Annotated in this window: 20 protein-coding genes; 4 read left to right on the forward strand and 16 right to left on the reverse strand. The window is 71.7% G+C overall.

Annotation, left to right across the window (positions count from 1 at the left end; translation table 11 throughout):
- Positions 1-46 precede the first annotated feature (46 nt).
- On the forward strand, positions 47-1123 hold the full coding sequence (gene mutY / locus C5708_RS13740; protein WP_242921991.1) for an A/G-specific adenine glycosylase: 1077 nt from the start codon (positions 47-49) through the stop codon (positions 1121-1123).
- Here mutY and C5708_RS13745 read toward each other — a convergent pair.
- Both C5708_RS13745 and C5708_RS13750 read right to left on the reverse strand, forming a co-directional pair.
- A complete protein-coding gene (locus tag C5708_RS13745; protein ID WP_242921993.1) occupies positions 1061-2191 on the reverse strand; it encodes a site-specific DNA-methyltransferase in 1131 nt (376 codons plus the stop codon). The genes mutY and C5708_RS13745 overlap by 63 nt on opposite strands.
- A gap of 271 nt (positions 2192-2462) precedes the next feature.
- On the reverse strand, positions 2463-3011 hold the full coding sequence (locus tag C5708_RS13750) for a carboxymuconolactone decarboxylase family protein (RefSeq protein ID WP_242921995.1): 549 nt from the start codon (positions 3009-3011) through the stop codon (positions 2463-2465).
- Between the two features lie 64 nt (positions 3012-3075).
- On the opposite strand from C5708_RS13750, the gene C5708_RS13755 reads away from it, so the two are divergent.
- The gene (locus C5708_RS13755) at positions 3076-3426 is read left to right on the forward strand and encodes a winged helix-turn-helix transcriptional regulator (RefSeq protein ID WP_121449800.1); all 351 of its coding nucleotides are present in this window, start codon (positions 3076-3078) and stop codon (positions 3424-3426) included.
- On the opposite strand, the gene C5708_RS13760 is transcribed toward C5708_RS13755, so the two are convergent.
- From C5708_RS13760 to C5708_RS13780, 5 genes are all read right to left on the reverse strand, one after another.
- Entirely contained in the window at positions 3404-3835 is a 432-nt protein-coding gene (locus C5708_RS13760) for a PaaI family thioesterase (protein ID WP_242921997.1), read from the reverse strand. The two genes, C5708_RS13755 and C5708_RS13760, sit on opposite strands and share 23 nt — an antisense overlap.
- A 64-nt stretch (positions 3836-3899) precedes the next feature.
- Positions 3900-4523 (reverse strand): ribonuclease HII, encoded by a 624-nt coding sequence (locus C5708_RS13765; RefSeq protein WP_242921999.1) that lies wholly within the window; start codon positions 4521-4523, stop codon positions 3900-3902.
- Positions 4520-5131 carry a DNA-3-methyladenine glycosylase I gene (locus tag C5708_RS13770; RefSeq protein WP_242922001.1) on the reverse strand — a complete coding sequence of 204 codons (612 nt, stop codon included), beginning with the start codon at positions 5129-5131 and terminating at the stop codon, positions 4520-4522. Before C5708_RS13770 ends, C5708_RS13765 begins: the two co-directional genes overlap by 4 nt.
- A gap of 36 nt (positions 5132-5167) precedes the next feature.
- On the reverse strand, positions 5168-6154 hold the full coding sequence (locus C5708_RS13775; RefSeq protein ID WP_242922002.1) for a nitronate monooxygenase family protein: 987 nt from the start codon (positions 6152-6154) through the stop codon (positions 5168-5170).
- A gap of 97 nt (positions 6155-6251) precedes the next feature.
- Complete coding sequence (locus tag C5708_RS13780; protein WP_242922004.1) at positions 6252-7034, reverse strand: SDR family oxidoreductase; 783 nt, start codon at positions 7032-7034, stop codon at positions 6252-6254.
- 159 nt (positions 7035-7193) lie between these two features.
- Here C5708_RS13780 and C5708_RS13785 point away from each other — a divergent pair, with 159 nt between their 5' ends.
- The gene (locus C5708_RS13785; RefSeq protein ID WP_242922006.1) at positions 7194-7802 is read left to right on the forward strand and encodes a hypothetical protein; all 609 of its coding nucleotides are present in this window, start codon (positions 7194-7196) and stop codon (positions 7800-7802) included.
- A gap of 7 nt (positions 7803-7809) precedes the next feature.
- Here C5708_RS13785 and C5708_RS13790 read toward each other — a convergent pair whose 3' ends face one another.
- The 8 genes from C5708_RS13790 to C5708_RS13825 form a co-directional block, all read right to left on the reverse strand.
- A complete protein-coding gene (locus C5708_RS13790; RefSeq protein ID WP_242922200.1) occupies positions 7810-8241 on the reverse strand; it encodes an NUDIX hydrolase in 432 nt (143 codons plus the stop codon).
- Between the two features lie 79 nt (positions 8242-8320).
- Positions 8321-9373 carry a patatin-like phospholipase family protein gene (locus C5708_RS13795; RefSeq protein WP_242922009.1) on the reverse strand — a complete coding sequence of 351 codons (1053 nt, stop codon included), beginning with the start codon at positions 9371-9373 and terminating at the stop codon, positions 8321-8323.
- Between the two features lie 8 nt (positions 9374-9381).
- A complete protein-coding gene (locus C5708_RS13800; RefSeq protein WP_242922011.1) occupies positions 9382-10179 on the reverse strand; it encodes a 3-hydroxybutyrate dehydrogenase in 798 nt (265 codons plus the stop codon).
- A gap of 126 nt (positions 10180-10305) precedes the next feature.
- Positions 10306-11073 carry a peroxide stress protein YaaA gene (gene yaaA, locus C5708_RS13805; protein ID WP_242922013.1) on the reverse strand — a complete coding sequence of 256 codons (768 nt, stop codon included), beginning with the start codon at positions 11071-11073 and terminating at the stop codon, positions 10306-10308.
- A gap of 63 nt (positions 11074-11136) precedes the next feature.
- Positions 11137-12558 carry an FAD-binding oxidoreductase gene (locus C5708_RS13810; RefSeq protein ID WP_242922015.1) on the reverse strand — a complete coding sequence of 474 codons (1422 nt, stop codon included), beginning with the start codon at positions 12556-12558 and terminating at the stop codon, positions 11137-11139.
- Positions 12559-12581: 23 nt separating this feature from the next.
- Positions 12582-13568 (reverse strand): L-threonylcarbamoyladenylate synthase, encoded by a 987-nt coding sequence (locus C5708_RS13815; RefSeq protein WP_242922017.1) that lies wholly within the window; start codon positions 13566-13568, stop codon positions 12582-12584.
- Positions 13499-14833 carry a YceI family protein gene (locus C5708_RS13820; protein WP_242922019.1) on the reverse strand — a complete coding sequence of 445 codons (1335 nt, stop codon included), beginning with the start codon at positions 14831-14833 and terminating at the stop codon, positions 13499-13501. Before C5708_RS13820 ends, C5708_RS13815 begins: the two co-directional genes overlap by 70 nt.
- A 36-nt stretch (positions 14834-14869) precedes the next feature.
- The gene (locus tag C5708_RS13825; protein WP_242922021.1) at positions 14870-15496 is read right to left on the reverse strand and encodes a YceI family protein; all 627 of its coding nucleotides are present in this window, start codon (positions 15494-15496) and stop codon (positions 14870-14872) included.
- Between the two features lie 175 nt (positions 15497-15671).
- Here C5708_RS13825 and C5708_RS13830 point away from each other — a divergent pair, with 175 nt between their 5' ends.
- On the forward strand, positions 15672-17441 hold the full coding sequence (locus tag C5708_RS13830) for an acyl-CoA dehydrogenase (RefSeq protein WP_242922023.1): 1770 nt from the start codon (positions 15672-15674) through the stop codon (positions 17439-17441).
- Between the two features lie 512 nt (positions 17442-17953).
- Here C5708_RS13830 and C5708_RS13835 read toward each other — a convergent pair.
- Positions 17954-18850 carry an alpha/beta hydrolase gene (locus C5708_RS13835; RefSeq protein ID WP_242922025.1) on the reverse strand — a complete coding sequence of 299 codons (897 nt, stop codon included), beginning with the start codon at positions 18848-18850 and terminating at the stop codon, positions 17954-17956.
- Positions 18851-18923 lie beyond the last annotated feature (73 nt).

Raw genomic sequence — 18923 nt, forward strand, 5'->3', positions numbered from 1 at the left:
ATCCCCGCTTTCGCCGGGACGAGCGGAAGAGGTAAGAGCAGGATCGATGAACGTCCCCGCCCTCCGCGCCGCCCTGCTTTCCTGGTACGACGCCCAAGCCCGCGACCTGCCCTGGCGGGTGGGGCCGGCCGAGCACGCGGCCGGAGCCAGGGCCGATCCCTATCGGGTGTGGCTGTCGGAAGTGATGCTGCAGCAGACCACCGTGCCGCACGCGACGCCCTATTTCCTGGACTTCACCCGGCGCTGGCCGACGGTGCGCGACCTCGCCGCCACCCCGGACGCCGAGGTGATGAGCGCCTGGGCGGGCCTTGGCTATTACGCCCGCGCCCGCAACCTGCTCGCCTGCGCGCGGGCGGTCGCCGGGGATCACGCCGGCGTCTTCCCCGCGACCGAAGACGCCCTGCGCGCCCTGCCCGGCGTCGGCGCCTATACGGCGGCGGCCGTGGCGGCCATCGCCTTCGACCGGGCGGCCAACGTGGTCGACGGCAATGTCGAGCGGGTGATGTCGCGATTGTTCGCCGTCGAGACGCCGCTGCCGGACGCGAAACCTGAATTGAAGGCCCTGTCCGGCGGCCTCGTCGCCGACCACCGCCCTGGCGACTGGGCCCAGGCGCTGATGGACCTGGGCGCGACGGTCTGCCGGCCCAGGGCGCCGCTGTGCGACCGCTGCCCGATCTCGGCCTTCTGCGCCGCGTTCGCGCAAGGCGCGGCCGAGACCTTCCCGCGCAAGACGCGAAAGGCAGACCGCCCCCGGCGGCTGGGCGCGGCCTTCGTCCTGACCCACGGCGACCGCGTGGCGTTGGTGCGCCGTCCGCCCAAGGGACTGCTGGGCGGCATGCTGGCCCTGCCCACCACCGACTGGCGGACCGCGCCGTTCAGCGAGGCCGAGATCGCCGCCGCCGCCCCCGCGGGCGCCGCCTGGCGGCCGGCCGGCGCGATCGAGCACGTGTTCACCCACTTCAGCCTGACGCTGGAGGTGCGGCGGGCCGAGCTCGACGAAAAGGCCGCCGCCCCGGCGAACCTTGCGGACAGCGGCCTGATCTGGGCGTCGCGGGCCGAACTAGAGGGCCTGCCGAGCGTCTTCCTCAAGGCCGCGCGGGCTGGACTTGACCGGCTGATCTAGGCCGGCGCGGACCTTGGCGCGCAGCACGTCGATAGGGGCCAGGCCCCGGTCGGTCTTGAAGTGCCAGTAGGTCCAGCCGTTGCAGGCCGGCGCCGACTGCACCATCGCCCCGACCTTGTGGATCGAGCCGGCGATGTCGCCGATCACCAGCGAGCCGTCGGCGCGCACGCGGGCCATGTGCTGGCCCTTGGGGCAGTAGAGCTTGTCGCCCGGCCGCAAGAGGCCGGCCTCGACGATCTGGCCGAACGGCACGCGCGGCTCGGCGCGCTTGGAGCCCATCACGTCCAGGTCTTCCGGCGAGATCGGGATCACCTTGGAGATGCGCTCGCGGGCCAGCTCGACATAGTCGGTCTCGCGCTCGATGCCGATGAACCGGCGGCCCAGGCGCTTGGCGGCCGCGCCCGTGGTGCCGACGCCGAAGAACGGGTCGAGCACGACGTCGCCCGGCTTGGTCGATGACAGGATCACCCGGTGCAGCAGGGCCTCGGGCTTCTGGGTCGGGTGGGCCTTGTCGCCGGCGGCGGTCTTGATCCGCTCCTCGCCGGTGCACAGGGGCAGGGTCCAGTCCGAGCGCATCTGCAGCTCGTCATTGGCCATCTTCATGGCGTCGTAGTTGAAGGTGTAGCGCTTGGCGCCGCGCCCCTTGGCCGCCCAGATCAGGGTCTCGTGCGCGTTGGTGAAGCGCGTGCCCTTGAAGTTCGGCATCGGGTTCGACTTGCGCCAGATGACGTCGTTGAGGATCCAGAAGCCCAGGTCCTGCAAGGTGGCGCCGACGCGGAAGATGTTGTGGTAGCTGCCGATCACCCACAGGGCGCCGTCGTCTTTCAGCACCCGGCGGGCGGCCTTCAGCCAGTCGCGGGTGAAGGCGTCATAGACCTGGAAGCTTTCGAACTGGTCCCAGTGGTCGTCGACCGCGTCGACCTTGGAATTGTCCGGCCGCAGCAGGTCGCCGCCGAGCTGCAGGTTGTAGGGCGGATCGGCGAAGACGAGGTCGACCGACTTCTCGGGCAGGGCGTTCATCTGCGCGATGCAGTCGCCCTGGATGATGGTTTCCGGCCCGAAGGTCATGCCTGGCTAACTCCCGACCCGCGCATTCAGGCAGGGTGGACGCCGGTCCGCCGCCTGGAATGCACGCATCCAAAAGATGAGAGCGCGCTTGAACGCAAAACCGGTCGCCGCTTTCACGCAGCACGCTCTGAAGCCGGAATCCTGGCGGCGCGTGGTTAAGCCGGCGTGTCGATCTATGGTTAATGCAAAACTCGCCCGACGCCAGAAGTGCTTTGGAGTCAAAGAGTCCGTTGCTGAATCGGCCTCGCTGCGCGTGATTGACCGGCGCGCGTCAGGCCTGCGGAAACCTCGCCGCCGTCGCCTCCAGCGGCAGCCGCAGGGCGTTCACCAGATACGAGGTGGTCCGGTAGAAACCGGCCAGCAGGATCAGCTCGATCACGGCCTCCTCCGAAAACGCGCCCCGTAGTTCGGCCCAGAGGTCGTCGTCGATGTCGCAGGTTTCCGCCAGGGCGTCGCACAGGCGCAGCAGCAGGCCGTCCTCGGCCGACCAGCAGCCGTCCTTGGGCCCGCCATGGCGGAACGAGGCCTGCTGCTCGGCGGTCAGGCCCGCCCGCTCGGCGAAATAGATGATGTGCACGCCCCATTCGTACTCGGCCCCGCACTGGGCGGTGACGCGGTCGATGACCACCTCGCGCTGGCGCATGGTCAGGTGGCCGCGGTCGAGCAGGCCGCCGTCCATGAAGCGTTTGAACAGCCGCCCGTCCCGGGCCAGCGTGGTGAACAGCGTCAGCGGCGGAACGCCGGGCGGCGTCACCGCGTCGAGACGGGCCTGGACGGCGGCGTCGAAGGGCGGTTGAGCGGGAGAAATGCGTGCGGACATCGGCCTCGCCTTTCACTATGATTTACATAGCGCACACCAACACGGCAGCTATGAAAAGTATAGCATGAAGATTCCCCAGATCGGCGCCCCCGTGCGCGGCTCGTCCACAGGCCGGCCGGTCATGGTGCTGCTCGACCTCCTGGGCCGGCGCATGACGCTGCGCGTCCTGTGGGAGCTGCGCGGCGGGCCGCTGACCTTCCGGGCGCTGCAGGACGCCGCCGAGACCAATCCGGCGGTGCTGAACACCCGCCTGCACGAACTGCGCGGCGCGGGCCTGGTGGCGCACGACGGCGGCGGTTACCGCCTGACCGAGGACGGCGCGGCCCTGCTCGACCTGCTGCTGCCGCTGGTCGACTGGTCGGAAGGATGGAGCCGGCGGCTGGAAACCGTGCTCACCCCCGCGGGTAGAGAATGATCTGCGTGCAGCGGAACGCGGCCAGCAGGCGCTCGCCGGCCTCGTCTGTGAAGCTGGCGTCCCAGACCTGGGTCAGGCGGCCGCCGTGCAGCAGCCTGGCCGTGCACAGCCCGACGCCTTCACGCAGCGTGCCGGTGAAGTTGCACTTGACCTCGGCGGTGGTGAAGCCGCTCGCGCCCTCGGGCCAGGCGGTCGAGACGCCGTAGGCGCAGAGGATGTCGGCCACGGTCAGCACCGTCCCGGCCAACAGGTAGCCGGTGTGCGCGACAAGGTCTGGGCGGACGGTCAGCCGCCCTTGGACGAGGCCAGGCTCGACCTTGACCACCTCCAGGCCGACATGACCGGGCAGCTTGCCCTCAGAGGCCCGGTTGAGGCTTTCGACGGTGGCGTGGTTGCTGGTTTGCGGCATGACGTCCCCCTCAGGCGCGCGCCATCAGACCGGCGAAAGCCGCCCGCCGCAACCGGAAGGATCGTCAGCCCTCGCGCGCCGCGCCGCGCAGGGCCGTCTGCACCGGGGCCCAGTTCATGCGGTGGGCGGGGCACGGGCCGAGCCGGGTCAGCGCCTCGATATGGATCGGCGCGCCATAGCCCTTGTGCGAGGCGAAGCCGTAGCCGGGATGAACGGCGTCCAGCTCGGTCATCAGCCGGTCGCGGGCGACCTTGGCCAGGATCGAGGCGGCGGCGATGGAGCAGGACACGGCGTCGCCCTTGACCACCGTCCTGACCTGGCAAGGCAGCGGAAAGCGATAGTTGCCGTCGACCAGGGCGAAGGCCGGCGCGACCTTCAGTCCCTCCACCGCCCGGCGCATGGCCAGGCCCGTGGCGTGCAGGATGTTGAGCTCGGCGATCTCCTCGACCGAGGCGAAACCCACCGCCCAGGAGACGGCCATGGCCTTGATCTCGCCCTCCAGCCGGTCGCGGGCCCTGGCGGTCAGCTTCTTGGAATCGTTCAGCCCCTGGGGGCAGCGGTCCGGATCGAGGATCACCGCCGCCGCCGACACTGGCCCGGCCCATGGGCCCCGGCCAGCTTCGTCGACGCCGCAGACCGGGCCGGGACAGGCCGCCTCGAGCAGGAAATCCGGACCCGTTCGGCTCATCGCCGGGCCATGTCGCGGATCGGCTGGTGGCGGAAGCAGCCGACCATGTGGTCGTTGACCAGGCCGGTCGCCTGCATGAAGGCGTAGACGATCACCGGGCCGACGAACTTGAAGCCCCTGGCCTTCAGCGCCTTGGACATCTCGACCGCCTCGGGGGTCTGGGTCGGCGCCTGGGCGATGCTTTCCCACCGGCTCTGGATCGGCGCGCCGCCGACGAAACCCCACAGGAACTGCGAGAAGTCCTCGCCGCGCTCGCGCATGTCGAGATAGAGGCGCGCGCCCGAGATGGCGGCGTCGATCTTGGCGTTGGAGCGGACGATGCCGGCGTCGGCCATCAGGCGGGCGCGGTCGGCCTCGCCGAAGCGGGCGACCTTCTCCGGGTCGAAATCGGCGAAGGCCGCGCGGAAGGCGTCGCGCTTCCGGAGGATGGTGATCCAGGCCAGCCCGGCCTGGAACCCGTCGAGCACCAGCTTCTCCCACAGGGCGCGGCTGTCGTACTCGGGCACGCCCCATTCGGTGTCGTGATAGGCCTCGTACAGCGGATCGCCGGCCATGCCCTTCCAGGCGCAGCGGCTGACGGCGGGGTGGGAATGCGGATGCTCGCTCATGACCCGCGCCTTAGCACGAGTCCGCCGGGAAGGTCCCTACTCGGCCGCCGCCGGAACCCCGGCCCGCAGCCCGGCCATGCGCGCGACGGCGGCCTCGGCCTGGTCCATGATCCTGGCGACGATCTCGGCCGCCGGCAGCACCTCGTGCACGCCGCCCGCAGACTGGCCCATGGCGAAGCACGACTTGTCGGGATCGAGGCCGTCGATCTGGCCGCCGATGCCGCCCATGGCCCCGTTGCGGATGCTGATCCCCGCCTGCATCGGGAAGGGTTGGATGTCCTGAGGCCGGCTCTCCCAGTCCTCGACATAGGGATTCTTCTTCACCCGCATCGGCTTGCCGGAATAGCAGCGGGTGCGGACGGTGTCCTCGTCGGCCGCCTCGAGGATCGCCTGCCGATAGGCGGCGCCGGCGTGGGCCTCCTCGGAGGCGATGAAGCGGGTGCCCATCCACACGCCCTGGGCGCCCAGGGCCAGGGCGGCGGCCAGGCCCCGCCCGTCGGAGATGCCGCCGGCCGCAGCCACCGGAATGTTCACCGCGTCGACCGCCTGGCCGACCAGGGGCAAGGTGCCGACCAGGCCAGTGTGGCCGCCGCCCTCGCCGCCCTGGCAGATCACTGCGTCGCAGCCGGCCTGCTCGGCCTTGACCGCGTGCTTGACCGCCCCGCAGACCACCATGACCTTGAGGCCGGCCTTGTGCAGCTTCTCCAGGATCGGCGTCGGCACGCCCAGGCCGGCGATGAAGGCGCTGGCCCCCTCGTTGATGATGACGTCGACCGAGGCGGTCAGGGCGTCCGGCGTGGCGGCCAGGAGGTCGACCCCGAACGGCCGGTCGGTCAGCCTGCGCACCTGGCGCATCTGTTCGCGGATGAAGTCGGGGCCGGTTCCAGCCATGCCGAGCACGCCGTAGCCGCCGGCGTTGGACACCGCCGCCGCCAACTCGGCGTAGGACACCCCGCCCATGCCGGCCAGCAGGATGGGATGCTCGATCTCCAGGAGATCGCAGAGCGGCGTGCGCAGGGACATGGCGGGCTCCCGAACTTATCGTCGTTCAGGCGAGCATCGCGCCGCCGCCGGGGCGGCGCAACCGTGACCCCGCGTCAAGGCGAGCCGGAAAATGGCCTCAGAAGATGGCGTAGCCGCCGTCGATGACCAGGGTGTCGCCCGAGTGGTAGCTGGAGGCGTCCGAGGCCAGATAGACCGCCATGCCGCCGAAATCGGCCGGCTCGCCCCAACGGCGGGCCGGAACGCGCGGGATCACCTTGTCGGCGAAGGCCTTGTTCTCCTGGGCCCCGGCGGTCATGTCGGTGGCGATCCAGCCCGGCAGGATGGCGTTGGCCCGCACGCCGTAGCGGGCGTGCTCGACGGCGACCGACTTGACCATCGAGATCACCGCGCCCTTGGTGGCGGCGTAGGCCTCGTTGCGGGCCGCGCCCTCGATGGCCGCCAGCGAGGCGATGCCGACGATCGAGCCGCCCGGATCGCCCGACCTGGCCCGCTCGACCATGTGGCGGCAGGCTTCGCGGAAGGTCCAGAACACCCCGTCGAGATTGACCGCCAGCACCTTGCGATAGGTCTCGGTGGTCATGTCGACGAAGGACGGCGCGCCGTAGCCGACGCCGGCGTTGGCGATGACGGTGTCGATGCGGCCCATGGCGGTCGCCGCCTCGGCCATGGCCTCGACCACCGCCTGCTCGTTGGAGACATCGACCACCTGGGCCAGGACGCGGCGGCCGTGGCGGGTCAGCTTGCCCTCGGCCTCGATGTTGCGGTCGTGGTTCGAGCCCCAGATCACCACGTCGGCCCCGGCCTGGGTCAGGGCCTCGGCCATGCCGAAGCCGATGCCGCGGTTGCCGCCGGTCACCAGGGCGACCTTGCCGGTCAGGTCGAAGGGCGCGTAGGCCATGGCGTCATCTCCCGTTGAAACAGTTGTTCGACAGGAAGCGGGTTCCGCTCGGCCCGTCAAGCCGGGGCGGGCGGCCAGGCCGCGCTTTCGCCTCGCGTCAGTCTTCTTTGCGCCGCAACGCAAGGTTTATTTCGGACGCGAACCAGGGGGACGGCGAGGATGGCGGCCAGCATTCGGCGGGTCCGGGGCGAGAGCCTGGCCTACGCGGTCGCCGGGGCGATCCTGATCCACGCCGCGCTCATCGCGTGGATGGCGGCGCATCTCGATACGCCCTCGGGCCCGCGCGAGCCCCAGGCGATCAGCGTGACGCTGACGCCGCCCTGGCCGGCGGGCCGCAGCCGCCGCCCCGCCCATTCCCCGCCGGCTCGCAAGGCCGAGGTCCCCGTCGCCGCCCCGCCGTCCGCCCTAACGCCGAACGCCGAGCCGGCCGGGCCGGCGCCCCCGGCCATGGCCAAGCCGGAGCAGGACGAGCGCCTCGCCTTGCAGCGGGCGCTGCGCGACGCCCTGGCATGCCGGAACGCCATGCCTGACGCCTCCCGCGAGGCGCGCCAGGCCTGCCAGGACCGCTTCGCCGCCGGTCGGCGCGCCGACGGACCGCCGCCCAGGCTCAACCTGGATCGTCGGGGCGACTTCGCCGCCAGCCAGGACCCCGAGGCCTATCTGCCCAAGAAGCCCAAGAACGGCTGCAAGGCGCGGGCGGCGGGAACCGTGACAGTGCTCGGCCAGGAAGGCGCCGCCGCCGGCGTCGGCTGCGCCTGGTCGTTCTAGCGCCGGCCTAGCCGCCGAAGCGGGCGGCGGCTTCGGCGATCACCCGGCGGGTCTCGTCCCACTCGACCACGGCCAGGGCCTCGTCGCGGGAGAAGAACCGGGCGTCGGCGGCGTCGTCGCCGGCCTTCGGCTCGCCCGACAGCCAGCGGGCGGCGTAGTCGACCATCACGTAGTGGCGCGTGGTCTCGCCGCTCGCGCGCGAGGTGAACAGGCCGTCGACCACGTCGATCAGGCCCAGGAGCTCGGCCTCGACGCCAGTTTCCTCCCGAAGTTCGCGCAAGGCGGCCTGGGCCAGTGTCTCGCCCCATTCCAGGCGGCCGCCCGGCAGGCTCCACTGGCCCTGGCGGGGCGGGTTGCCGCGCTTGATCAACAGCACCTCGGAGCCGCGCAGGCAGACCACGCCGGCGGTCGGAACCGGAATTCTCGCCTGATCGCCCATCGCCGCCGCCCCGTCTTCCGCCATGCCGACGTCAGCGCCTGCGCCGCCTGATGGCGTCGCGCGGCCGACCTGGAGCCCCCTAAAGGAACGAGGCGCGGACGTCGATGCTGGAACGGACCCCCACGTCCTTGAGCGCGGCGGCCAGCCACTCGTCCGCCGCCGCCCGGCCCCGCGCCTTGAGGTCCTGGAGGAACGACCACTCGGTGTCGAACTTGCTGGTCGAGGACAGGTCGTCCAGCCGGCCGTCGGCGGTGATGGCGTGGATGTACATGCCGCGATAGCGGCCCCTGGCGCTGTCCTTGAGCAGGCCCTCCTCGATCAGCTTCTGCACGAAGGCGACCGAGCGGAGCTGGGAGACCAGCGAGGCGTTGAAGGTGATCTCGTTCAGCCGGTCCATGATCTCGCCCGGCGACTTGGGCGTGGTCTCGCGGACCAGCGGGTTGAGGCTGACCACCAGGATGTCGTTGGGGGTCTTGTCGTAGAACAGCGGCCACAGCGGCGGGTTGGCCAGATAGCCGCCGTCCCAGTAGGACTCGCCGTCGATCTCCACCGCCTGGAACAGATAGGGCAGGCAGGCCGAGGCCATCACGTGCTTGGCGGTCAGTTCAGGGCCGCGGAACACCCGCGCCTTGCTGGTGCGGATCTCGGTGGCCGAGATGTAGAGGGCGATGGGCGAGCGCTCGCGGATCGCCTTGAAGTTCACCTGGGCCTCCAGCACGTCGTGCAGCGGGTTCAGGTTGAAGGGGTTGAACTCGTAGGGGCTGAAGCTCATCGCCAGGTTCTCGGCGAGACGCCAGCCGGGGGTGTTCTGCAGCCAGGTCGCCGGATTGAAGGCCGCCGTCCAGCCGGCGGCGTCGCCGAACACGTTGCGGCCGCCGGCGCGGTTGACCTCCCGCCAGAACGATTCCAGCCGGGCCCGCGCCCCGTCCGGGCCGCCCTCGGCGAGGCCGTCGGCCAGGCAGACCGCGTTCATCGCCCCGGCCGAGGCGGCGGCCACGGCCTTGATCTCGACGCCGCCGTGCTCCAACAGCCGGTCGAGCACGCCCCACTCGAACGCGCCGTGGGCCCCGCCGCCCTGCAGCGCCAGGCTGATCGGCCTGGGCGCGGCCGGCTTCTTGCGCGAGCCGAGCATGCCCCGCCCTATTCCGCCGTCCAGCCGCCGTCGACCGCGACCGCCGCGCCGTTCATCGAGGCGCCGGCGTCGGAGACCATGTAGAGCAGCAGGCCCGCCAGTTCGGAGAACTCGACGAACTTCTTGGTCGGCTGGGCGGCCAGGATGACGTTCTTCATGACGTCCTCTTCGCTCATGCCGCGCGACTTGGCCTGGTCGGCGATCTGGGCGACCACCAGCGGCGTCTTCACATAGCCGGGGCAGATGGCGTTGGCGGTGACGCCGGAGGTGGCCAGCTCCAGGGCGGCGGTCTTGGTGAAGCCGACGATGCCGTGCTTGGCCGCGACATAGGCCGACTTGAACGGCGAGGCGACCAGGCCGTGGGCCGAGGCGATGTTGACGATGCGTCCGCGCCCCTGGGCCTTCATGATCGGGATCGCCGCCTTGGTGGCGTGGAAGGCCGAGGTCAGGTTGATGGCGATGATCTGGTCCCACTTCTCGACCGGGAAGGTCTCGATCGCCTCGACGTGCTGGACGCCGGCGTTGTTGACCAGGATGTCGAGGCGGCCGAATTGCTTGTGGGCGAAGGCGACCATATCGGCGATCTGCGCCGGCTGGGTCATGTCGGCGCCGTGATAGCGGACCTTGACCCCGTGGGCGGCCTCCATCGCCGCGCGGGTCTTCTCGATCTCGGCCGGGTCGCCCAGGCCGTTGAGCACGATGTCGACGCCTTCGGCGGCCAAGGCGTCGGCCAGGGCGTGACCGATCCCGCTGGTCGAGCCGGTGACGACGGCGACGTGGTCCTTCAATCCGAACGAATAAGCCATGGTGTCGCTCCTCCTGACTTGCTGCAACGCAGCATAGGCGCTGCGGTTGCGAAGAGCGAGCCCCTAACCGCTTCGCCGGAGCGGCTCGTTCATGGCCTCCGGTTTAAATTCATCAAGAGATGAAATTCAAGGCTGCGGGCGGGTGAACACCCAGTCGGCCTCGTCGGACAGCCCCTTCTGGAAGGCGTAGCCGGCCCCGTCGAAGGCCTTGAGGTCGTCGCGCCGCTCGATGCGGTTGTCGACGGCGAAGCGCGCCATCAGGCCCCGCGCCTTCTTGGCGTAGAAGCCCAGCGTGCGCAGCTTGCCGTCCTTCTCGTCCTTGAAGTGGCAGGTGACGACCTTGAGCTTGAGCGCCTTGGCGTCGACCGCGCCGAAATATTCCTGGCTGGCCAGGTTGACCAAGGTGCGGTCGGCGTGGCCCTCGGCGGCGGCGTTCAGGGTCTCGGAGATGCGCGCGCCCCAGAAGTCGTAGAGGGTCGAGCCGCGCTTGGTCTTGAGGCGCACCCCCATCTCCAGGCGATAGGGCTGCAAGGCGTCGAGCGGCCGCAGCACCCCGTAGAGCCCCGACAGGATGCGCAGGTGCTGCTGGGCCCAGTCCAGGCCCGGCCGGTCGAGCGTGCGGGCCTGCAGGCCCTCGTAGACGTCGCCGTCGAAGGCGATCGCCGCCTGCAGCCCGTCCTCGCAGACCGGGTCGAAGGCCTGGAACCGCTCGCGGTTCAGCACCGCCAGCTTGTCCGAGATGTGCATCAGGCTCTTGAGGTCGCCCACCGACAGGACGCGGGTGGTCTTCGCCAGCTCGGCGATGTCCTTGGTCAGGGCCGGCGTCGTCAGCGGCGCGTCGAGCGGCGCGGGCGTGAAGTCGAGGGACTTGGCGGGGGAAAGCACGAACAGCATGGCGGCCTTTGGAGCGGTCGTCGTCGGGCGCGAGATAGGCCGGCCCGTCGCCAAAAACCAGCCTTAGAACAGCACGCGCGGGTTCATGATCCGTCGCGGATCGAGCGCGGCGCGCACGGCGCGCAGGGCCTCGACCTCGATCGGGGCCTTGTAGCGCAAGGCCTCGGCCGACTTCATCGCCCCCAGCCCATGCTCGGCCGAGATCGAGCCTGAACGCCGGGCGACAATATCGTGAACAAGGCGCGAGCCGTCGTCGCGTCGGGCCGAATGGGCGGCCGGATCGCCGCCCTCGGGCGCGAGGACGTCGTAATGGACGTTGCCGTCGCCGACATGGCCGAAGGCCACCACGCGCACGCCGGGCGAGAAGGCCTCGACCGCCGCCGTCGCCTCGTCGATGAAGTCGGCGATCTGCGACACCGGCACCGAGACGTCGTGCTTCCAGGCCGCCCCCTCCGGCTTCTGGCCGGCCGACTGGTTCTCGCGCACGGCCCAGAAGGCGTGGGCCTGGGCCTCGGTCTGGGCGACGGCGGCGTCCTGGATCAAGTCGTCCTCCAGGGCCCGCGCCAGCAGCCGCTCCATCGCCGCCTCGGCCGCGCCCGGCTCGCCGCTGGCGGTCTCGATCAGCACATACCAGGGATGCACGCCCTCCAGCGGCTCGCGCTGGCCGGGGATGTTCTTGAGCACGAAGGCGACCCCGCGCCGGCCCATCAGCTCGAAGGCCTCGACGGCGCCGCCGGTCTCTTCCTTGGCCCGGGCCAACAGGCGGATGGCGTCCTGGGGCGTGCGCAGCCCGACCACGGCCGTGGCGCGCGAGGCCAGGATCGGGAACAGCTTGAGGCTGGCGGCGGTGACCACGCCCAGGGTGCCCTCGGCGCCGATGAGGAGCTGCTTGAGGTCATAGCCGGTGTTGTCCTTGCGCAGGCGCTTGAGGCCGTTCCACACGTCGCCGTTGGGCAGCACCGCCTCCAGGCCCAGCACCAGATCGCGCATCACCCCGTAGCGCAGCACCGCCACGCCCCCGGCGTTGGTGGAGACGTTGCCGCCGACCGTGCACGAGCCTTCCGAGGCCAGGCCCAGCGGGAAGCGGCGATTGACGGTCAGGGCCGCCGCGTGCACGGCCGCCAGGGTGGCGCCGGCCTCGGCCACGACGACGTCGTCGAAGGCGTCGATGTCGCGGATCGCCCGCATCCGCTCCAGCGACAGCAGGACCTCGCCCTGCGGGATCTGGCCGCCGACCAGGCCGGTGTTGCCGCCCTGGGGCGTGACCGGGGTCCCGGTCTCGGCGCAGATCCCGACGATGGCGGCGACCTCGGCGGTCGATCTGGGCAGCATCAGGATCGGCGTCGTCCCGCTCCAGCGGTCGCGCCATTCGACCAGCTTGGGGGCGAGCCGCTCGGGCTCCTGGCTCCAGCCGCCCTCGCCGACCGCGGCCTTGAGGCGGGAGACGACGTGGTCCGGAACGGGAGTGGAAACGGCGACGGTCATGGCGGAAGTCTAGTCCCTGGGGCTTAGCCGATGAACCCCGCCGCGCGGCGCAGGCGATCGTTGATCGCCTCGCCCAGGCCCTCGTCCGGGATGGGGGCGACGGCGATGGCGACGGGCTTTCGGCGGTCGGCGGCGCGCAGATAGGCGAACAGGTTGGCGGCGGCCTCGGCCAGGTCGCCGCGCGGCGACAGGTTGAACACCGAAGGCCCTTGCGCCGCCGGCCCGAAGGCCAGCCACGCCTCGCCCTCTTCCGGCGTCGTGACGTTCAGGCGCACCGGCGCGTCGGGGGCGTAGTGCAGGGCGAGGCGCCCTGGCGAGCGCCTGGCGTCGACCTCGGCCTCGGCCAGGGGGCCGACCACCGCCTCGATCTGGGCGCGGATGACCGAGCCGGGCCGCAGCAGCCGCACCGGCCCGTCCAGCACGGCGACGACAGTGGATTCCAGGCCCACGGCGCACGGCCCGCCGTCGAGCGACGCGGCGACGGCGGAACCGGTCTCGTCCAGGGCGTCCTGATAGGTGGTCGGGCTCGGCCGGCCCGAGCGGTTGGCCGAAGGCGCGACCACCGCGCCGCCGAACGCCCGCAGCAGCCGGCGCGCCAGCGGGTGGCCCGGCGCGCGAATCGCCACCGTCTCCAGCCCGGCGCGCGCCAGGTCGCAGACGGCCGCCGCGTCGCGGATCGGCGCGACGATGGTCAGCGGCCCCGGCCAGAAGGCGGCGGCCAGCGCCCGGGCACGGTCGTCGAAGATGGCGACGGCCTCGGCCGCCGCCTGGTCGGGCACATGGGCGATCAGGGGATTGAAGCGCGGCCGGCCCTTGGCCTCGAAGATGGCGGCCACGGCGGCGGGATCGCCGGCGTCCGCCGCCAGGCCGTAGACCGTCTCGGTCGGCAGGATGACGAGGCGGCCGGCGCGCAGCGCCGCGGCGGCCGCCTCGACGGCGGCTACTGGCGCGTCGCCGTCAGGCTGACGCTGACCTTCACTGCGGCCGGTATCTGATCTGTCGCCTTCCACTCGCCCTGCCCAACGCCGAAAGCCGTGCGGTCGAGGGTGGTTACACCGGTCATCCGGGCCTTGTCGCCGTCGATCTTCAGGGTGAAGGGCAAGGCCGCCGGCCGCGAGACGCCGCGCAGCGACAGGGTTCCCCTGGCCTCGTAGCGGTCCGGGCCGGTCTTGCGGAAGGTCTTGGCCGTGAAAGTCGCCTTGGGATGGCCGGCGGCGTCGAACCAGTCCTCGGTCGGCAGGGTGGAGTCTCGCTGGCTGTCGCCGGTCGAGGCCGAGGCGACATCGACGCTGACCGTCACGCTCGACTGGTCGAGGGCGTCGGGGCTGAACAGGATGTCGGCGCTCCAGCGGTCGAACCGCCCCTCGACCGCCGCGCCCGACCACGAGGTCGAAAAGCCCAGGGCCGAACCCTTGGCCACCGCCCATTTCGAGGGCGAGGCCGGCTTGGCGGCCTTATCCTCAGCCGCCTTGTCCTGAGCGACCTTGTCGTCGGTCGCCGGCGGGGCGGCGGGCGAGGCCGCAGCCGCCGCGTCCGGGGCCGGAAGCGCGGCGAGCGCGGGCTCGGCGGCGATGGGCGCCGGCGGCGGAGCGGCCGGCTTGACCGCCGGCTTGAACAGGTAGCCCAGCCCGATCACCGCCGCGACGCCGGCGACGATGGCCAGGAGGCGCGGATCGAGCCACGCCCCCGGCCGGGTTCCCGGCGCCATGCGGGCCAGGTCGGCGTCGCGGTCGAAGAGCTGGTGCTTGAGCGCGCCGGCGACGTGCAGGGCCAGGAGGCCGTAGGTCAGCTTGACCAGGAGGCCATGGCCCAGCTCGCCGGCGTTGTGCCAGGCGTGCTTGGGCCCGGCCGCCAGTTCGGGCAGGCCCGGGATGTGCGGCCAGGGGATCACCCCGTAGAGCAGGGTCGGGATGTTGGTCTTGCTGGCCGAGACGATGACCCAGCCGGTCAGCGGCAGGCCGAGCAGGATGACGTAGAACAGGACATGGACGGCGCGCGCCAGCGCCCGCTCCCACCCGGCCAGGTGCTCGGCCATCGGCGGCGGCTTGTGGCCGAGCCGCCAGCCCAGCCGCGCCAGGGTGAGGATCAGGATGGTGATCCCCACCGACTTGTGCAGCTGGAACAGGGCGTAGGTGGCCGGCCCCTTGGGGCCGTCGCCCATCCGCCAGCCCAGGATAATCTGGAAGATGAGCGCCGCCGCGATCACCCAGTGCAGGGTGATCGCGACCGTGGAATAGCGTCCCGCGGAACGCGCGGGCGCGGACGCAGCCGTCATGCCGGTCTCCTCGAAGGGTTCTGGGAGGAGAATGACTTACTTCGGCGTGAACTCCACCTCGATGGCCAGGGTCACGTCGTCGCCGACCAGGGGGGCGTACTTGCTCACGCCGAAGTCGGTGCGCTTGATGGTCGTGGTCGCCGAGAAGCCGGTGCGGGTGCTGCCCGGGGCCAGGCCGGCGCCGACGCCGTTGAACGCGACGTCCAGCACCACCGGCTTGGTGACGCCGTGGAAGGTCAGGTCGCCGGCCACCTTGCCATGCACGCCGTCGCCGACGTCGACCGAGGTCGAGACGAAGGTGATGGTCGGGTACTTGCCCGCCTCGAGCCAGCCGTCGCCGATCAGCTCCTTGTTGAAGCTGGGCGCGCCGGTCTCCAGCGAGGCCGGATCGACGGTGACGGTGATCTTCGAGGCCTGCGGGGCCTTGGGGTCGTAGCTGAAGCCGGCGTCGAACTTGGTGAAGCGCAGGGTGTAGTTGGAGAAGCCCATGTGGCTGAGCTTGGCGGTGAGGCTGGCGTGCGACTTGTCCAGCACATAGGCGCCGGCCGGCAGGTCGGCGGCCTTGGTCGACGAGACGCCGGGCGCGGCCGAGGCGGCGGTCGAGGCGGCGAGGCCGGCGAAGGCGAGGCCGGCGGCCAGCGCGGCGGCGAGGATGGGGCGCATGGTCTGTCTCCGAATTGTTATAGCTGCTGTTGCAGTTCGCGAAAGATAGAGCGGTCGCGGCGCAGGGGAAGCCGGCGACCCGTTCACGAAACCGTGATCGACCGACCTCCTGGCCCACAGCGCGCCGTCTGGCACTAAAACGTCAACCTGGCCGCCGCACATTGAAGTTTTTCTGATGACCTACAAAGCCCCCCTTCGCGACCTGACCTTCACGCTCGCCCAGGTGGCGGACATCGACCAGCTGGCGGGCGGCGGGGCCTTCCCCGATTTCGACCGCGACACCATGAGCGCGGTGCTCGACGCGGCGGGCGCCCTGGCGGGCGACGTCCTGGCCCCGCTGAACCGGATCGGCGACCAGGTCGGGGCGGCCTGCGCCAACGGCCGCGTCACCGCCGCCCCTGGCTTCGCCGCCGCCTACAAGGCCTTCGCCGAGGGCGGCTGGAACAGCCTGTCGGCCGATCCCGAATTCGGCGGCCAGGGCCTGCCCAAGGCGCTGGAGCTGGCGGTCTTCGAGACCTTCCAGGCCGCCAACATGGCGTTCGCCCTGTGCCCGATGCTGACCCAGGGCGCCATCGAGGCGCTGCAGGCGCATGGCGACGCGCGCCAGCGCTCGGTCTACCTGCCCCGGCTGGTCTCCGGCGAATGGACCGGCACCATGAATCTGACCGAGGCGCAGTCGGGTTCGGACCTGTCGACCGTGCGCGCCCGCGCCGAACCCGACGGGAACGGCGGCTATCGCCTGTACGGCCAGAAGATCTTCATCACCTGGGGCGACCACGACTGCGCCGACAACATCGTCCATCTGGTGCTGGCGCGCTTGCCCGACGCCCCGCCGGGCGTCAAAGGCATCTCGCTGTTCCTGGCTCCCAAGATCCTGGTCGGCGAGGACGGCGTCCTGGGCGGCGCCAACGACCTGCGGCCGGCCAGCATCGAGCACAAGCTGGGCATCCACGGCTCGCCCACCTGCGTGATGCTGTTCGACGGCGCCCAGGCCGAGCTGGTCGGCCAGCCCAACCAGGGCCTGGCCCACATGTTCACCATGATGAACGCCGCCCGCCTGAACGTCGGCGTGCAGGGGGTGGCCATCGCCGAGCGCGCCTACCAGCAGGCCCTGGCCTTCTCGCAGGAACGGCGGCAGGGCCGCTCGGCCTGGACCGGCGAGGCCTCGGCCCCGATCTTCGACCATCCCGACGTGCGCCGCAGCCTGGGGCTGGCCAAGGCCAAGATCGAGGCGGCCCGAGGGATCTGTCTCGCCGCCGGCGTCGCCGCCGACCTGGCCCGCCTCGCCCCGAACGCGGACGACCGCCACGCCGCCCGCCTGCGCGAGGAGCTGCTGACCCCGGTGGCCAAGGCCTGGTCCACCGACGTCGGCGTCGAGGTCGCCTCGATCGGCGTGCAGGTCCACGGCGGCATGGGCTTCATCGAGGAGACCGGCGCGGCCCAGCACTATCGCGACGCCCGCATCGCCCCGATCTACGAGGGCACCAACGGCATCCAGGCCATCGACCTGGTCGGCCGCAAGCTGGGCCTCGGCGACGGCGAGGCCTTGCGCCGCCTGACGGCGGACATCCGGGCCACGACCCAGGCCCTGCTCGGCCACGCCGGCCTGCGCGACGTCGGCGCCCGCCTGGAGGCGGCGCTGGAGGCCCTGGTCGCCGCCAGCGACTGGATGCTGGAGCGGCGCGGCTCGCCCGACGCCCTGGCCGGCGCCGGAGCCTATCTGCAATTGCTGGGCGACGTCGCCGGCGGCTGGATGCTCGGGCGCGGGGCCCTGGCCGCCGACGCCGGCCTCGGCCGCGGCGAGGACGGTTATCTGCGGGGCAAGATCGCCCTCGCCCGGCTGTTCGCCGAACAGGTCCTGGCCCGGGCGCCAGGCCTGGCCGCCGGCGCGACCCAGGGCGCGGCCCCGCTGGAGGCCCTGACCGCCGACGCGCTGGGCGCATGAGCCCCGCCCTCGTCGTTCGTCCGGAGACCCCGGCCGACCACGACGCCGTCCGCCGGATCGAGACGGCGGCCTTCGACCAGCCGGACGAAGCCGCCCTGGTCGACGCCCTGCGCGCCGACGGCGACGCCGCCGTCTCGTTGGTCGCCGAACAGGACGGCGTTCTGGTCGGGCACATCCTGTTCTCGTCGCTGAGCATCGTCGGCGCGCAGGGCGCGCTGAAGGCCGTGGCCCTGGCGCCGGTGGCGGTGGACCCCGCCCGCCAGAACCGGGGCGTCGGCGGGGCGCTGATCCGCGCCGGCCTGGACGCCTGCCGCGAGGCCGGCTTCGAGGCCGTGGTGGTGCTCGGCCACGCCGACTATTATCCGCGCTTCGGGTTTTCCGCCCAGGCGGCGCTGGGACTGAAGGCGCCGTTCTCGGGGCCGTCCTTCATGGCCATCGCCTGCGCGGCCAGGACGGCGCGGCCCTGGCGGGCGAGGTGCGCTACGCCCGCGCCTTCGGCCTGGACTAGGCGTTCAGGCCGTCGCCCGCGCCCGCTCGGCGGCGTCGATCACCGCCTTGACGAAGACGTCGAACAGGCCGGCCGGCAGGTCGTGCCCCATGCCCGGCACCAGGCGCAGCTCGGCGCCGGCGATGGTCGCGGCGGTGTCGCGGCCGCCCTCGACGCGCACCAGCGGATCGTCGACGCCATGGACGACGATGGTCGGCGCCGTGATCGTCCGCAGGCGCTCGCGGCGGTCGCCGCTGGCGATCACCGCCGCCATCTGGCGGCCGACCCCGGCCGGGCGGTAGGCCCGCACGATGTCGGCGCGCAGCCGGGCGCGGGTCTCGACCGGGTCGAGCGGATAGCCGGGGCTCTGGATGGCGATCTGGGCCTTGAGGGCGTAGTCGGCGGCGACTTCGACGCCGGCGCCGTCCGGCGCGCGGGCCATCAGCGCGGTCTGGGCCTCGGGCGTCGGCGGCGGCACGGCGCGGGCGCCGGTGGTCGACATCACCGAGACCAGCGACAGGGTCTTCTCCGGATGGTTGGCGGCGACCATCTGGCCGATCATGCCGCCCATCGAGACGCCGAACAGGTGGGCGCGCTCGACGCCCAGGGCGTCCAGCAGGCCGGCGGCGTCGGCGGCCATGTCGTCCAGCAGGTAGGGAACCTCGGGCTTGCGCCCCTCGGCCATGGCCGTGATCACCGCGGCGATGTCGGCCGGCCCGGCCGCGTCGAACCCGGTGGACAGCCCGACGTCGCGGTTGTCGTAGACGACGACGCGGAAGCCCTCGGCGGCGATGCGCGCCGTCAGGGCCGGCGGCCAGCGGGTCATCTGTCCGCCCAGACCCATGATCATCAGCACGGTCTCGGGACCGTCGCCGACGATGTCGTACTCGATCTCGACGCCGTTCGCGCGCGCCCTGGCCATCCTCGCCGTCTCCTCCTCGCCGCGCTGACGGCGGCCTAGGAGGATTTCTAGACGGCGCCGGCCGGCCGTGTCC

Origin of the sequence: Caulobacter sp. CCUG 60055 (assembly GCF_022750545.1) — a bacterium.
Taxonomy (GTDB): domain Bacteria; phylum Pseudomonadota; class Alphaproteobacteria; order Caulobacterales; family Caulobacteraceae; genus PUIC01.

Excerpts from the sequence above, each read along its gene's own strand:
- mutY (WP_242921991.1), top strand. The coding sequence starts at position 47 with ATGAACGTCCCCGCCCTCCGCGCCGCCCTGCTTTCCTGGTACGACGCC.
- C5708_RS13745 (WP_242921993.1), bottom strand. The coding sequence starts at position 2,191 with ATGACCTTCGGGCCGGAAACCATCATCCAGGGCGACTGCATCGCGCAG.
- C5708_RS13750 (WP_242921995.1), bottom strand. The coding sequence starts at position 3,011 with ATGTCCGCACGCATTTCTCCCGCTCAACCGCCCTTCGACGCCGCCGTC.
- C5708_RS13755 (WP_121449800.1), top strand. The coding sequence starts at position 3,076 with ATGAAGATTCCCCAGATCGGCGCCCCCGTGCGCGGCTCGTCCACAGGC.
- C5708_RS13760 (WP_242921997.1), bottom strand. The coding sequence starts at position 3,835 with ATGCCGCAAACCAGCAACCACGCCACCGTCGAAAGCCTCAACCGGGCC.
- C5708_RS13765 (WP_242921999.1), bottom strand. The coding sequence starts at position 4,523 with ATGAGCCGAACGGGTCCGGATTTCCTGCTCGAGGCGGCCTGTCCCGGC.
- C5708_RS13770 (WP_242922001.1), bottom strand. The coding sequence starts at position 5,131 with ATGAGCGAGCATCCGCATTCCCACCCCGCCGTCAGCCGCTGCGCCTGG.
- C5708_RS13775 (WP_242922002.1), bottom strand. The coding sequence starts at position 6,154 with ATGTCCCTGCGCACGCCGCTCTGCGATCTCCTGGAGATCGAGCATCCC.
- C5708_RS13780 (WP_242922004.1), bottom strand. The coding sequence starts at position 7,034 with ATGGCCTACGCGCCCTTCGACCTGACCGGCAAGGTCGCCCTGGTGACC.
- C5708_RS13785 (WP_242922006.1), top strand. The coding sequence starts at position 7,194 with ATGGCGGCCAGCATTCGGCGGGTCCGGGGCGAGAGCCTGGCCTACGCG.
- C5708_RS13790 (WP_242922200.1), bottom strand. The coding sequence starts at position 8,241 with ATGGGCGATCAGGCGAGAATTCCGGTTCCGACCGCCGGCGTGGTCTGC.
- C5708_RS13795 (WP_242922009.1), bottom strand. The coding sequence starts at position 9,373 with ATGCTCGGCTCGCGCAAGAAGCCGGCCGCGCCCAGGCCGATCAGCCTG.
- C5708_RS13800 (WP_242922011.1), bottom strand. The coding sequence starts at position 10,179 with ATGGCTTATTCGTTCGGATTGAAGGACCACGTCGCCGTCGTCACCGGC.
- yaaA (WP_242922013.1), bottom strand. The coding sequence starts at position 11,073 with ATGCTGTTCGTGCTTTCCCCCGCCAAGTCCCTCGACTTCACGCCCGCG.
- C5708_RS13810 (WP_242922015.1), bottom strand. The coding sequence starts at position 12,558 with ATGACCGTCGCCGTTTCCACTCCCGTTCCGGACCACGTCGTCTCCCGC.
- C5708_RS13820 (WP_242922019.1), bottom strand. The coding sequence starts at position 14,833 with ATGACGGCTGCGTCCGCGCCCGCGCGTTCCGCGGGACGCTATTCCACG.
- C5708_RS13825 (WP_242922021.1), bottom strand. The coding sequence starts at position 15,496 with ATGCGCCCCATCCTCGCCGCCGCGCTGGCCGCCGGCCTCGCCTTCGCC.
- C5708_RS13830 (WP_242922023.1), top strand. The coding sequence starts at position 15,672 with ATGACCTACAAAGCCCCCCTTCGCGACCTGACCTTCACGCTCGCCCAG.
- C5708_RS13835 (WP_242922025.1), bottom strand. The coding sequence starts at position 18,850 with ATGGCCAGGGCGCGCGCGAACGGCGTCGAGATCGAGTACGACATCGTC.